14 protein-coding genes and 1 pseudogene are annotated in these 12,345 nt (G+C 60.9%); 3 read left to right on the forward strand and 12 right to left on the reverse strand.

Annotated features, from left to right (window positions below):
- Window positions 1-68 precede the first annotated feature (68 nt).
- The 10 genes from flgK to flgB all read right to left on the reverse strand — a co-directional run bounded on the left by flgK (window position 69) and on the right by flgB (window position 9,498).
- Window positions 69-1,697 (reverse strand): flagellar hook-associated protein FlgK, encoded by a 1,629-nt coding sequence (flgK, locus tag BC443_RS07650; RefSeq protein WP_071231257.1) that lies wholly within the window; start codon window positions 1,695-1,697, stop codon window positions 69-71.
- A 127-nt stretch (window positions 1,698-1,824) separates the two neighbouring features.
- Complete coding sequence (gene flgJ, locus BC443_RS07655) at window positions 1,825-2,907, reverse strand: flagellar assembly peptidoglycan hydrolase FlgJ (RefSeq protein ID WP_071231258.1); 1,083 nt, start codon at window positions 2,905-2,907, stop codon at window positions 1,825-1,827.
- Complete coding sequence (locus BC443_RS07660; RefSeq protein WP_071231259.1) at window positions 2,907-4,052, reverse strand: flagellar basal body P-ring protein FlgI; 1,146 nt, start codon at window positions 4,050-4,052, stop codon at window positions 2,907-2,909. The genes flgJ and BC443_RS07660 overlap by 1 nt, the downstream gene beginning before the upstream one ends.
- Window positions 4,052-4,705 carry a flagellar basal body L-ring protein FlgH gene (locus BC443_RS07665; protein WP_071231275.1) on the reverse strand — a complete coding sequence of 218 codons (654 nt, stop codon included), beginning with the start codon at window positions 4,703-4,705 and terminating at the stop codon, window positions 4,052-4,054. Before BC443_RS07665 ends, BC443_RS07660 begins: the two co-directional genes overlap by 1 nt.
- A gap of 60 nt (window positions 4,706-4,765) precedes the next feature.
- The gene (flgG, locus tag BC443_RS07670) at window positions 4,766-5,548 is read right to left on the reverse strand and encodes a flagellar basal-body rod protein FlgG (protein WP_071231260.1); all 783 of its coding nucleotides are present in this window, start codon (window positions 5,546-5,548) and stop codon (window positions 4,766-4,768) included.
- A gap of 54 nt (window positions 5,549-5,602) precedes the next feature.
- The gene (locus tag BC443_RS07675; RefSeq protein WP_071231261.1) at window positions 5,603-6,370 is read right to left on the reverse strand and encodes a flagellar basal body rod protein FlgF; all 768 of its coding nucleotides are present in this window, start codon (window positions 6,368-6,370) and stop codon (window positions 5,603-5,605) included.
- A 166-nt stretch (window positions 6,371-6,536) separates the two neighbouring features.
- Window positions 6,537-7,868, reverse strand: a complete 1,332-nt coding sequence (gene flgE, locus BC443_RS07680) for a flagellar hook protein FlgE (RefSeq protein ID WP_071231262.1) — start codon at window positions 7,866-7,868, stop codon at window positions 6,537-6,539.
- Window positions 7,869-7,932: 64 nt separating this feature from the next.
- On the reverse strand, window positions 7,933-8,634 hold the full coding sequence (locus BC443_RS07685; protein WP_071231263.1) for a flagellar hook assembly protein FlgD: 702 nt from the start codon (window positions 8,632-8,634) through the stop codon (window positions 7,933-7,935).
- A 29-nt stretch (window positions 8,635-8,663) separates the two neighbouring features.
- Window positions 8,664-9,074: a flagellar basal body rod protein FlgC gene (gene flgC / locus BC443_RS07690; protein WP_071231264.1), complete on the reverse strand. Its 411-nt coding sequence runs from the start codon at window positions 9,072-9,074 to the stop codon at window positions 8,664-8,666.
- A gap of 4 nt (window positions 9,075-9,078) precedes the next feature.
- Window positions 9,079-9,498, reverse strand: coding sequence for a flagellar basal body rod protein FlgB (flgB, locus tag BC443_RS07695; protein WP_071231265.1), 420 nt, complete (start codon window positions 9,496-9,498; stop codon window positions 9,079-9,081).
- A gap of 216 nt (window positions 9,499-9,714) precedes the next feature.
- Here flgB and flgA point away from each other — a divergent pair, with 216 nt between their 5' ends.
- The 3 genes from flgA (at window position 9,715) to BC443_RS07710 (ending at window position 11,426) form a co-directional block, all read left to right on the forward strand.
- Entirely contained in the window at window positions 9,715-10,551 is an 837-nt protein-coding gene (gene flgA / locus BC443_RS07700; protein ID WP_139284270.1) for a flagellar basal body P-ring formation chaperone FlgA, read from the forward strand.
- 115 nt (window positions 10,552-10,666) lie between these two features.
- Window positions 10,667-10,939, forward strand: a complete 273-nt coding sequence (flgM, locus tag BC443_RS07705; protein ID WP_071231276.1) for a flagellar biosynthesis anti-sigma factor FlgM — start codon at window positions 10,667-10,669, stop codon at window positions 10,937-10,939.
- Window positions 10,940-10,973: 34 nt separating this feature from the next.
- Window positions 10,974-11,426, forward strand: coding sequence for a flagellar protein FlgN (locus BC443_RS07710; RefSeq protein WP_071231267.1), 453 nt, complete (start codon window positions 10,974-10,976; stop codon window positions 11,424-11,426).
- A gap of 112 nt (window positions 11,427-11,538) precedes the next feature.
- On the opposite strand, the gene BC443_RS07715 is transcribed toward BC443_RS07710, so the two are convergent.
- Complete coding sequence (locus BC443_RS07715) at window positions 11,539-11,919, reverse strand: histone-like nucleoid-structuring protein, MvaT/MvaU family (protein WP_071231268.1); 381 nt, start codon at window positions 11,917-11,919, stop codon at window positions 11,539-11,541.
- Window positions 11,920-12,240: 321 nt separating this feature from the next.
- A pseudogene (locus tag BC443_RS19070) lies at window positions 12,241-12,345 on the reverse strand (IS481 family transposase); the annotation flags it as partial.

A 12,345-nucleotide genomic window follows, 5' to 3' on the forward strand; every position in this document is an offset into this window, starting at 1 on the left:
CTCTCTCCTCGAAGGCACCCGATCAGGGCGCGCTCAATCATTATTCAAAAACGGCGCTTCGACAGCTCTCAAGCGCGCAGCCCCAAAATCGTATCCAGGATGGCCGAACCGGCTTCGATGACCTTGGCATTGGCCGAGTAGTACTGCTGATACCGCATCAAATTGGCGTACTCTTCGTCCAGGTTCACGCCCGAGTCGGCCTGCTGGTAGGCGTAAAGCTGATCGCTCAGACCCTGCTGGGTCGTCAGGTTGGCCTCGGTGATGGCCGCCCGGTTGCCCACATCGCTGACCAGCGAAGCGTAGCCGCCACTAAAGGTCGCACTACCGCCAACTAGCTTCTGATTCTGCAGGTCGAGTAACGCCAAGGCATTGCGGTTGTCACCGGAGTCACCGCTTTCCGAAGCGGCGATCTGGCTGGTATCGCTCAGCGCCAGATCGAATCCGGCAGCCGCATTGCGCGTCGGCTGTAGTGTGAAGACGTCGCCTTCAGCCGGGGGCGGGGTACCGGGAGTCAGCGTCACTCCGCCGAAGGAAAAATTGCCATCAGCATCCGGAGAGACATCAGGAAGCTTCTCGCCGCTGCTCAGGTTCTCGACCTTGAGGGAGCCATCCGCCTGATAGGTCAGCTGATAGTCGTCCGCCGTCAACTGGCTGATGTCGCCATACTCGGCATCCAGCGAACCGCTGCCTGCGTTATTGGCACTGGCAATGATGGTCGGGCCACCGATTTCGAAAAACGCTTTGCCGGAATCACCGTTGATATCCACGCCAGCCTCATGCTGGTCATTGAATTCCACTGCCAATGTCACCGCCAACTGACCGAGCTGGTTCTGAACGCTGTCGAGGGTTTCGCTACGAAAGCTCAACAATCCACCCAGTTCACCGCCTTGAATGACGGATTCCTTGAGTGGCGAACGCGAGCCGGCACCATCTTCGTAGGCGATCGTGATATTGGAAGGATCTTCATCGCTCTTGACGGCGACGAGATCGAAGGACTTGTTGCCGGCGACCAGCGGCGTGCCGTTGGATAGCGATACCTGGTAGGTCGAACCATCCTGGACCTGCACGTTGACGTCGACCAGCTCGCCGAGATCACTGACCAGCTTGTCGCGTTGATCCAGCAGCGCGTTGGGCTCCTCGCCGCTTCTGGCACGGGCCAGCGTCACCTGCTTGTTGAGATCGGCAATCTGGTCGCTGAGATCGTTGACCTGGGTGACCACGTCGCCAATCTGGCCGTTGATGCCCTCACGCATGTCGCTGAGATAGCCATCGTAAGCACGGAACTGTGCGACCATGCTGCGAGCGCTGCCCAATACCCCTTCGCGCGCGGCTGCGTCCGAAGGCGCACCGGTCAGATCCTCGAGGCTGGAGAAGAAATTCTGCATCAGCGTGGTCAGACCGGAATCGCTGTCCGCCAGCAGATCGTCGATCTGGTTGACCTGGCTCTGGTAGGTTTCCAGGGCCGACTCGCGGCTATTGACCTGATTGAGCTGCGAACTGATATAGCTGTTGTACTGGCGCTGGATGCCGTCGACGCTGACGCCGGAACCGCCACCCTCGCCGCTGCTGTTCTGTCCCAGCAGCGTCAACTGTCGGCTATAGCCATCGGTGTAGACGTTGCTGATGTTGTTGCTGGTCGTCGAGAGCGCATTCTGCGCCGCGCTCAAACCGCTAAGGCCAATCGAAAACAGGCTCATATCGCTATCCCGTGAAACGCCATGACGATGCTGGCGATGTCCGTGCAAGGTTATGATTTTTATCGGCCGCGAAAGCCGCTTCTTGACCCCTTCAGACAGCGATTTCGCAACCAATTGTTAACGCCGATCAGAAAATCGCCGTGGGCAGATCGTCGGGGCCGAACGGATTGCCGGCATTACTCGCAGTCGCCAGCAGATCGCGACCTGCCCCGGCTTCTAGCGTGCCCAACTGCGCCATGATGCCGCGAAGCTTCTCGGCATAGCGCGGATCCGTGGCATAACCGCCCTGCTGCAACGCCTGAGCCGCCTGGTCGGGTGTCGAAGCCGCCACGACCCCCTGATAGCGAGGGTTGTCGCCAATCAACCTGGCGTAATCGTTGAAGGCATCGGTATAGGAGTCATAGACGCGGAAGCGATCGACCATCTTGACCGGCCGCCCGTCGACATACTCGGTGGTGGTGATAGCCGTGGTGTCGCCCTGCCAGGACTGTCCGGCCTTGATACCGAAGAGATTGTGGCTGTTGCCGCCGCTGGCGGTGGGAATCTCCCGCTGCCCCCAGCCGGTCTCGAGCGCGGCCTGGGCCAGAATCAGCTCGGCCGGCACGCCCGAGGACTGTTCCGCCTGCCTGGCCGGGCCTGCCAGACTGTCGAGGAAGGCGCGGACGTGCGCCGGACGATCGTCGGCCTCGTCTGCCATCGATGCCGATGTCGATGTCGATGACGAGCCGTTGGCCGTGGCAGCGCTGGCGCCGGCGATCTCATGTCGTGACAGGTCCGGCGCAAATCCCGGCGTGCGAAGGCCACCATGCAACAGCCGTGGCGTACCCCGCGGAATGCCGGCGATCAGGGCCGAGGCATCGTCGCCCGTAGCGCCCGAGGCGGCGGGCAGTGCCGAGGTGCCCGGCAGGCCGCTACCCTCGAGCTGCGCCACCAGCTGATCGGCAAGCCCCAGCCCCTTGCCCGCCAGCTGCTGCGCCCACTGCTGATCCTGCATCGAGCGCATCATGTCCATCTGATTGCTATGTAGTAGACCGGACTGGGGGCTGGCATCGCGCATGCTCTTGAGCATCATCTGCAGGAACACGGCCTCGAACTGGCGCGATGCTTCCCTGAGACTCCCCTGCGGCGAGTTGGCCGCACTGTACTTGAGCTTCTGCACGCTCTGGACGTCGAGCGCAAACTGTCCCGAAAGATCGTTGGTGATCGCCATCAGATGATATCCAGCTCGGCGTTGAGCGATCCCGCAGACTTCAACGCCTGGAGAATCGACATCAGATCCTGGGGAGAGGCGCCCAATGCGTTCAGCGCGTTGACCACATCCATCAGATCGGCACTGGTCTGAACCATCTGCAGCGCACCGCCCTCCTGCTGTACGGTGATGTCGGCGTTGGGAACGACCGTCGTGTTGCCACCAGCCAGCGCATTGGGCTGACTGACCTGGGGATTGGAATCGATGACGATCGACAGGTTGCCGTGGGCCACCGCGGCACGATTGAGCGTGACGGTGTCCGACAGCACCACCGAGCCGGTACGCGCATTGACGATTACCTTGGACGGGCCACGCTCGGTAGTGACGTTCACTCCCTGCACGCGAGCCAGAAAGGTGACGCGATCATTGTCGTTGGCCGGCAGCTTCAACTGCACCGTGCGTCCGTCGAGCGCGGCGGCGACCGGCGCGCCGAACTCCTGATTGATCGCCGCGACCATGCGTCGGGCATTCTCGAAGTCGGCATTCTTGAGGAACAGATCCAGCGTGCCACTGGCGTCGCCCAGTCGCATCGGCACTTCCTGCTCGACGAGACCGCCTCCGGGAATACGGCCCGCGGCCAGGTGATTGACGGAAACACTGCTGCCCGCCGCTTCCGCCCCGGCGCCGCCGACGTAGACGTTGCCTTGAGCCAGCGCGTAGACGCGACCGTCCGCCCCCTTCAACGGAGTCATCAGCAGCGTGCCGCCGCGCAGGCTGTCGGCGTTGCCCATCGATGACACGGTGATATCGATCTCCTGCCCCTGGCGGGAGAACGGCGGCAGTCTGGCGGTCACCATGACGGCCGCCACGTTGCGCAGCTGCATGTTGGTGCCCGCTGGCACCGTGACGCCCAGCTGCGACAGCAGGTTGGTGATGCTCTGCCCCGTGAACGGCGCCTGAGTGGTCTGGTCACCCGTTCCGTCGAGACCGACCACCAGGCCATAGCCGACCAGCTGGTTGTCACGTACGCCGGCGAAATTGGCCAGATCCTGAATGCGCTGCGCCTGGGCGCCCAGACTGAACAGCAGGATCGCCAGGAACAGAAGCGCTCTGGCCAACGGCGAGCGACGCAACTGGAATGAACGAAACAGAGCGGACATAGGCATCAGAACGGCGAAATGTTGAGGAAGAAGCGCTGCAGCCAACCCATGGTCTGCGCTTCGTTGATATAGCCATCACCGACATATTCGATACGGGCGTCGGCGACCTGCGTCGACTGCACGGTGTTGGAACCGCTGATCGCGCGTGGATTGATCACGCCGGAGAACCGGATGTATTCGGTGCCCTGGTTGATCGCGATCTGCTTTTCCCCGCGAACCTTCAGGTTGCCGTTGGCCAGCAGATCATAGACGGTCACGGTAATCGTTCCGGTAAAGGTGTTGTTGGCATTGGCGCCCCCCGAACCGTTGAAGATGTTCTCGCCTTCGAGGTCCATGCCATAGTCGCTCAGTTTATCGAGAGGGTCCGGCACCAGCGTCGGCGTGAACGTCGCCGAACCGTCTCGTGACGCATTCGCCGCCGAGCTCTTGCTGGCACTGACCTGTTCGTCGAGCACGATGGTGATGATGTCCCCGATCTGACGCGGACGGCGGTCCTCGAACAGTGGCTGGAAGCCGAAGCGCGCCTGATAGATCGAGCCGTTGGCCTGCGTCGGCGGTGTCGACGGTATCTCCACCGGGGACGAATTCTCGACCACGGAGTGGCGCGGAATCTGGGCACAGCCGGCCACGATCAGCACCAGACAGAGGCCGGTCAGCATCAATACCCTGCGCCACACCGTGGCCAATTCTGCGGTCAGCAACACGCGCCCTTCCCCGGTTTATAGCTGTGTCAGACGCTGGAGCATCTGATCGGATGTTTCGACGGCCTTGCTGTTGATCTCGTAGGCGCGCTGCGTCTCGATCATGCTGACCATCTCTTCCACCACATTGACGTTGGAAGTCTCGACGTATCCCTGATAGAGCACGCCGGCCCCATCCAGACCGGGGTTGAGATCGTTACGCGGGCCAGAGGCGTCGGTTTCCAGGTACAGGTTCTGGCCGATGCTCTGCAGCCCCGTCGGGTTGATGAACGTGGAGAGCATGATCTGCCCCACCTCGTTGCTCTGGGAAGTCCCCGGCTGCATCACGGAAACCACGCCATCCTGGCTGACAGTGATCGACAGCGCGTTCTGCGGGATCACGATCGGTGGATCGACCGGATAACCGCCCGCCGTCACCAGCTGGCCGTTCTCGTTGACCTGGAAGCTGCCGTCACGGGTGTAGCCCGTGGTGCCGTCCGGCATCTGCACGGCAAAGAAGCCCTTGCCGTTGATCGCGAGATCGCGGGAGTTCTCGGTATTCTGCAGACCGCCCTGGGTGTGCAGCCGCTCAGTGGCGACCGGACGCACGCCCGTACCGACCTGCATGCCGGATGGCAGCGTATCGACCACCGAAGATTGCGCACCGGGCTGACGCACGTTCTGGTACAGCAGATCTTCGAAGACGGCGCGAGACCGCTTGAAACCGTTGGTCGAGACGTTGGCCAGGTTGTTGGAAATCACATCCAGCTTGACCTGCTGCGATTCCAGGCCGGTCTTGGCCGTCCATAAAGACTTGATCATGACAAAACCTCATTGTCGGTAAGCCAGCCAGCGGCCAGCCTCAGCTGGTCAGGGTCAACTGGTCAGAGAAAGCAGGCTGTTGGCGCGTTGTTCGTTCTCGTCCGCGCTTTCGATCACCTTCATATGCATGTCGTAACGTCGAGCGCTGTCGATCATCGAAATCATGGCGTCGGTGGCGGTGACATTGCTGCCTTCGAGCGCCCCGGGAACCAGACGCAGGGTATCGTCGGCCGGGATCGGCGCCGCCACGTCCTGCCCCTGGGCCGGTGGCATCCGAAACAGGCCGTCTTCGCCACGCACCAGATTGTCGTTCCCCGGCGCGACCATCTTGAGACGCGCCAACGGCGCGATCGCATCCGGGTTCTGGCCCGGCTCGAGCACGCTGATCGAACCATCCGGCGCGATCGTCACGTCGCCCCCCAACGGTACGACGATGGCCTGGCCGTTGTCGGAGAGCACCGGGTTGCCGAGCGATGTCAGCAGGCCGGTGGAATCGACCTGGAGGTCGCCACGGCGGGTATAGGCTTCGCCGCCGTTCGGCGACTGCACCGCCAGCCAGGTATCGTCGCCCTGCAGCGCCACATCGAGACTGCGCCCGGTGGTACTGATGGTGCCCGGCGTGAAATCGGCGCCCGGCGTCGTCATCATCGAGGCAACGCGGGTCGGCAGGCGCGCCTCGCCTTCCACCGGCACGGCACGAAACGCCATCAGCTCGCCGCGAAACCCGGGCGTGCTGACGTTGGCCAGATTGTTGTTGACCACCGATTGCTGCGCCATCGTCTGGCTCGCGCCACCGCCGGCGGTGTAGAGAATTCTATCCATGCCCTATGCCTTTCATATCGGCGCCTTTCATATCGGCGCCTTTCGAAACCGTGGCTATCGAAACAGTGCTTGTCGAAATCGTATCTATCGAACCCGGCCTATCGAAGCGAGGTCGTTGCCGGCCGACTCGCGACCGGCAACGCCAATGCTGTTGGCGACAGGATTATCAGCGCAGCTGCGCAATCTGATCCATGACTTCGGACTGGGTACGGATCGAGTTGGTGTTGGCCTGGTAGTTGCGCTGCGCAATGATCAGGTTGACCAGTTCCTGCGTCAGATCGACGTTGGAGGCCTCCAACGTTTCGGACTCGATCGAGCCCAGCGTGCCGGTACCTGCAATGCCCAGCAGTTCGTTACCGGAAGCCGCCGTCGCCGCGAACAGGTTGTCGCCGGAAGGCGTCAAACCTTCGGGGTTACGGAAGGTGGCAAGGGCAATCTGGCCCAGATCGACGGTCTTCTCGTTGGAATAGTTACCGACGATGGTGCCGTCGTCAGCGAAGCTGATGCCGACCAGTGCGCCGGCGGCATAGCCATCCTGCGCCAGGCTCTTGACAGTGGAGTCACCGGCGAACTGCGTGCTGCCCGCCATGTTGAAAGTGGCGTTGATCTCCTCGACACCAGTGCCTAGCTCATTGGCGGTGAACGTCAGATCGGGCCAGGTGACCGGATTGGCCGTTGTCGCTTCGCCGTTAATGGTTGCGAGCTTGCCGGAATTGTCGAAAGTCAGCCGCAACGGTGCTTCTGCTGTCGCCGGGTCAGCTACAGATCCGAGGCTATCTGCGGTCAGTACACCATCGAGCGCCGTGCGAGCAACCCAAGTATTTTCACCGGTCTTCTGGAAATAGAGCGTTGCGTTATGCTGCGCGCCCTGGGAATCGTAGACGGTGAAGCTGGTCGAGTAGTTGTAGGCGATGGAGGTCTGATTAGTCGTATCCTCGCCGTTCTTCGCAGTCAGGTCGTTGTAGAGCGTTGCCGTCGAGGTGTCGTCGGCGACCGTGGCGCCATCCAGGTTGAGCAGGATGTTGATACCGGTGCCGGTGGCGCCCGTCGCGCTGGCCGGCATGTCGGCCGCCGGGATGTTGAGCACGCCCGGCTGGCCACCGGTAACGACGCCGGAGTTGACATCGGTGGCATCGGCCAGCCCGTAACCCATCAGCCGCGCGCCCTGGGCGTTCTCCAGGTAGCCGTCCGCGGTCATCGTCAACTGGCCGTTACGCGAGTAGCCCACCTGGCCTTCCTGCTGGAAGCGCAGGAAGCCGTCACCGGCGATGGCGATATCCAGGTTGCGCCCGGTGGCTTCCAGGCTGCCGCTGCTGAAGTCCTGCAGAATGCCGGAAACCCGGGTACCCAGGCCGACGGCGCTGTTGGCGAAGACGTCGGAGAACTGCACCGAGCCGCTCTTGAAGCCTTTGGTCTGCGAGTTGGAAATGTTGTTGCCGATGACATCCAGCTGCTGGGAAGCGGCGTTGACGCCGCTCAATGCCTGTGAAAAGCCCATGATTCATCCCCTACGTTTATCGGTTGCGTACGCTCAAGCGGTTTCGTGTCGTCAATGCTTTTGCTCAGAGAATCTGACGCACTTCCGAGAGCGCCACGGGATCCCGAGCAGGTCCCAAGTCCAGTTGCGGTCCATTGGCACCCTGGATCACGCCATTGACCAGGGCGTAATTCAGGGCTGCCGGTGCGTATGTCTCGTCTCCCACCGTCGCCGTCAGGGAGGCGGTATAGGTACTGTCGGTGGAGGCCTTGGAACCATCGGCCAACTGACCATCCCAGTTGAAGCTGTGCACGCCGGCCTCGAGCGGACCGGTAGAGAAGCTGTCGATGATCTCGCCGCTGGGACCGCGAATATCGATCTGCAGATCCTCGACGGCGCTGTCCAGATTCACGCCGATCGGCGTCGCGACAACACCTCCCGTGTCATCGGTCGCCCCCACCAGAACCTCGTTGCCCGGCACCATGACGCCCTGCCCGATCAACGCCGTCGCCTGCAGGGCCTGCCCCGCATCGATCTGGTCGTTGATTCTGGTAAGGCTGTCATTGAGCTTTTCGATACCACTGACGGTACTGATCTGCGCCAGTTGCGCGGTCATGTCCGAGTTTTCCATCGGACTGGTCGGGTCCTGATTCTTCAGTTGGGTAACCAGCAGCGTCATGAAGCGATCATTGAGCTCGCTGCCGGATTCCATTCCCGTAGTGGCACTGCTGGCGGCCGTGTCATTGATATTGGCTAGCGTACTGCTACCGATCACCGGACTGGACATGACATCTCCTTGATGTGGCCCGACACCGATCAGCCTTCGCCGATGGTGAGAGTTTTGGTCATCAGCGTCTTGGCGGTATTCATGACCTCGACGTTGGCTTGGTAAGAGCGGGAGGCTGCGATCATGTCGACCATCTCGTTGACCGGGTCGACATTGGGCATCTGCACGTAGCCCTGCTCGTCCGCCAGCGGATGCCCGGGGCGGTACTCCATGCGCATCGGTGTGACGTCGTCCTCGACCACGCCGGTGACGCGAACGCCGCCCGTGCCGCCGCCCTGCTGGCTCAGCGCCTGGAACATGACCTGCCTGGCGTGGTAGGGCTCTCCGTCCGGCCCGGCGACGCTATCGGCATTGGCGAGGTTGCTCGCGGTAACGTTCATGCGCTGCGAATTGGCCGACAGCGCCGAACCGGAAATATCGAATACACTGAACATGGACATCGTGTTACTCCGGCTGCATGGCTTTCTTCAGCCCCTGGATCTTGCGACTGACGAAAGTGACGTCCGCCTGATAGCGGAGCGAGTTGTCGGCAAAGGCCGAGCGCTCCCGATCCATATCGACCGTATTGCCATCGAGGCTCGGCTGATCGGGAATGCGGTAGAGCAGATCCTGAACGCCCGTTCCGCCTGACGCCTGCGCCGGAATGTGCCGAGCGGATGTCCGCGCCAGCGACAAGCCGCCGGAGCCTTCGCTCCGCCCCTGCTCCATGACCCGATCCAGTTCCGCGCGGAAATCGAAATCCCGCGCCTTGAAATTGGGCGTATCGGCATTGGCGATGTTGTTGGCCAGTACCTGCTGACGCTCTGCGCGCAGATTGATGGCCTCCTGCTGGAAGCGCAGCGCGTTATCCAACTTGTCGAACATGCCGTGCACCTCGGATGGCGTTCGCTGGAAAATTGACAGGATGGAGAATAGCGGCGGGCGGCACGATTCAAACCCGTAAACAGACCGTCAATTGCGCGCCATTTTCATCAATGCTCGATGACGGGCACGCTTACAATCGCTCTCCAATGTGGGGGATTGCGTCCACCGGCACGCTGTGCCGGGACGCGCTTGGTCCTGGATCCGTGACCTGGCTCCGTGACATGGACCCAGCCCCGAGAACAGCCCCACGAGATCCGCGAACAGCCCGAGACCCGTGATATGCGTGCCGATCCGACAGAAGCGTTCCCGCGTACCCGGTTGAAACATCGACCGTCTCGACGGCTCGTGCTCCGAGCCGGCGCCGCCACGCTGATGGCGCTGCTTTTCGCGCTATCGTTGCTGCCGCTTCCTTCGATCGCCCGCGCGGAACCGGCGGGTGAATCCTCCGAGGCCGTCGTCGCCAGCGTGCGGCAGTTCCTCAAGGAGCGCACTGCCCCTCTCGGCGACCAGGTGACGATCGATATTCGGGAAAGCGGTGTCGACCTCGGCGACTGCTCGACACCGCAGCCGTTTCTGCCGCGCCCCGGCGTGCCTCAAGGCCGGGTTACGGTAGGCGTTCATTGCGGCAGCGACGGCAGCCGGACACGCTATCTGCAGGCCACGGTTTCGGCGACGGTCCGCCATCTGGTGGCACTCCAGTCGATTGATCCGGGTCAACGGATCGATGCGACGATGCTGGGTTGGCAGGAGGCGGACATTTCCCGCCTGCGCCGTGGCTACCTCAATGACCTCGACCAGGCGGTCGGCAGGGTTGCCACGCGACGCATCCCGACGGGCGCGACGCTGACCGATAACATGATCAGAAAGCCGTGGATGGTGAAACGCGGTGATACGGTCGTACTGACCGCCGTGGGCCAGGGGTTTCGCATCAGCCGCAGCGTCGAGGCGCTGGATAACGGCGAATTAGGCAGTACCATCCGCCTCAAGACGGAGGATGATCAGATTCTACAGGGGAGAGTGACGGGTCAGGATCGGCTGCGCGTCGACCTGTGAGCGGGCCAGATAACTTTTTTAACAAATCTCTGCTCGAATCTCGTTCAGCTTCCGCTGGTCTTGCCGATAACGTAAGCAAGTACGTGATTGTGCATCCAGCCATGAGGTAATGACCTTGAAAATCGATCAAACACAACCGCTGACTCGCCCGACCCAAAGTGAGGCCGCTGAGCAGCGCAAAAGTGCGGAGTCGCTGGAAGCTGCCAAGACGACGGCCGGCTCCAGGACAACGTTGAGCCAGATCCCGAGGGGCGACGAGAGCGGAGATATCGATACTGCCCGTGTCAACGATATCCGCCAGGCGATCTCCGAAGGCCGGCTCGAACTCGATACCAGCAAGATCGCGGACGGTCTGGTCCAGAGCGTTCGCAATATGTTGGGTGAATAATCCCTGACTTCAGGTCCAGTTTCAGGAATTCTGCATGACGCCAGCTGAATTGATTGCCGAACAACATGCCTTGTTGGAAAGGCTCGCGGAAACACTCGATGCGGAGGCCGGCTGTCTCGGCGCCGGCAGGGCCGACGGGGAACGCCTCGGTGAACTGGCAGCGCTGAAGCAACAGCAGTTGAATGACCTCGATCAAATCGAGAATCTCCGGCGAGAGCATCAGCAATCGCAAGGATTCGGCATGGGAAGCCGCGGTGCGGAGCAGTTTGCCCAGTCACTGGACAGGCAGGAAACCTGGCAGCGGATTCGAGAACTGGCAGAGCGGGTCCGTCGGACCAATCGCCTCAATGGCCATATCATCTCCACACGGCTGGAGCACAATCAACAGGCCATCGATTTTCTGAATCGTGCCATCGGGGGCAGCGTCTACGGCCCCAAGGGCGAGTCGCGCCACAACGGCTTCGGCGGCATCAGCTCCAAGGCTTGAGGTTCGAGAGCCGCTAAATGCGAAACCCTCCGCCGTTGTATCTCGGCGGAGGGTTTTGTTTTAACCAAGCGCATGAAAAAGCGCCCAAGCGCATGAAAAAAGGAAAAGGCGCTTAGTCTTCCGTCCTGACGACCCAGGACTCGACGGTATCGCTGCCGTGTTCGTCTTTCCAAGCCTTCAAGGTCTTGTGATTGCCGCCACGTGTCTCGACGACTTCCCCGGTGTTGGGGTTCTTGTAAATCTTGAGCTTGCGCTTGCGTCGGCCACCGGTCGATCCGGTCTGCGCAGCAGCGGGCTGAGCGTTGTCAGCTTTCGGGTTCAACAATTCAATGACGTCACGCGTCGTCTTGCCATACTCCGCCATCAGAGCTTCGAGCTTCTCCTTGAACTCGAGCTCGGACTTCAGACGTTGATCACCCTCCATTCGCTTCAGCTCTTCTTCAAGCTGCTTCAGGAGCTGTTCTTTCTTGACGTAATCGCTAAGTAGAGACATTCGTTGGTCCGTTGCGGGTAGGTTTAAGCGTGTGAATTATTGCGGATATTTAAAAACTTTCAAGTCTTAGCGAGAGGTTTTTTAAAGCGCAGGGATTACCAGTATTTATTTAACTCCCGGCTCGTTAATGACTTAGCGTAATATCGACCTTCCGGCCTCGCAAAGTTGGCGTTTCTTTTATCGGTTGCCGATCCCGCTATTTACGTCATCTCCATCCCGCTTTGCAAGGGGAAAACGCCCCCGATAAAACCACCGCTATCGTGGAATCCGAACGGCGTTATCAGGACGCACGGAATCTAAAAATTACCGACCAGCAAATGGTTATCTGTCGGGTCCCGTGTGATTAACTACCCGCTTGGTAAATAAGTCAGGCCGTTTAGTCTGCCATTCTTTCATCATCGCAATGGGTGATTGATGGTGCAGCAG

The organism is Salinicola sp. MIT1003 (assembly GCF_001858555.1).
GTDB lineage: Bacteria > Pseudomonadota > Gammaproteobacteria > Pseudomonadales > Halomonadaceae > Salinicola > Salinicola salarius.

Bases quoted from the DNA above. Each gene is read 5' to 3' on its own strand.
- flgB (WP_071231265.1), bottom strand. From the start codon at position 9,498: ATGTTCGACAAGTTGGATAACGCGCTGCGCTTCCAGCAGGAGGCCATC.
- BC443_RS07665 (WP_071231275.1), bottom strand. From the start codon at position 4,705: ATGCTGACCGGCCTCTGTCTGGTGCTGATCGTGGCCGGCTGTGCCCAG.
- BC443_RS07660 (WP_071231259.1), bottom strand. From the start codon at position 4,052: ATGCCTATGTCCGCTCTGTTTCGTTCATTCCAGTTGCGTCGCTCGCCG.
- BC443_RS07685 (WP_071231263.1), bottom strand. From the start codon at position 8,634: ATGTCCAGTCCGGTGATCGGTAGCAGTACGCTAGCCAATATCAATGAC.
- flgK (WP_071231257.1), bottom strand. From the start codon at position 1,697: ATGAGCCTGTTTTCGATTGGCCTTAGCGGTTTGAGCGCGGCGCAGAAT.
- BC443_RS07675 (WP_071231261.1), bottom strand. From the start codon at position 6,370: ATGGATAGAATTCTCTACACCGCCGGCGGTGGCGCGAGCCAGACGATG.
- flgJ (WP_071231258.1), bottom strand. From the start codon at position 2,907: ATGGCGATCACCAACGATCTTTCGGGACAGTTTGCGCTCGACGTCCAG.
- flgG (WP_071231260.1), bottom strand. From the start codon at position 5,548: ATGATCAAGTCTTTATGGACGGCCAAGACCGGCCTGGAATCGCAGCAG.
- flgC (WP_071231264.1), bottom strand. From the start codon at position 9,074: ATGTCCATGTTCAGTGTATTCGATATTTCCGGTTCGGCGCTGTCGGCC.
- flgE (WP_071231262.1), bottom strand. From the start codon at position 7,868: ATGGGCTTTTCACAGGCATTGAGCGGCGTCAACGCCGCTTCCCAGCAG.
- BC443_RS07715 (WP_071231268.1), bottom strand. From the start codon at position 11,919: ATGTCTCTACTTAGCGATTACGTCAAGAAAGAACAGCTCCTGAAGCAG.
- BC443_RS07710 (WP_071231267.1), top strand. From the start codon at position 10,974: ATGACGCCAGCTGAATTGATTGCCGAACAACATGCCTTGTTGGAAAGG.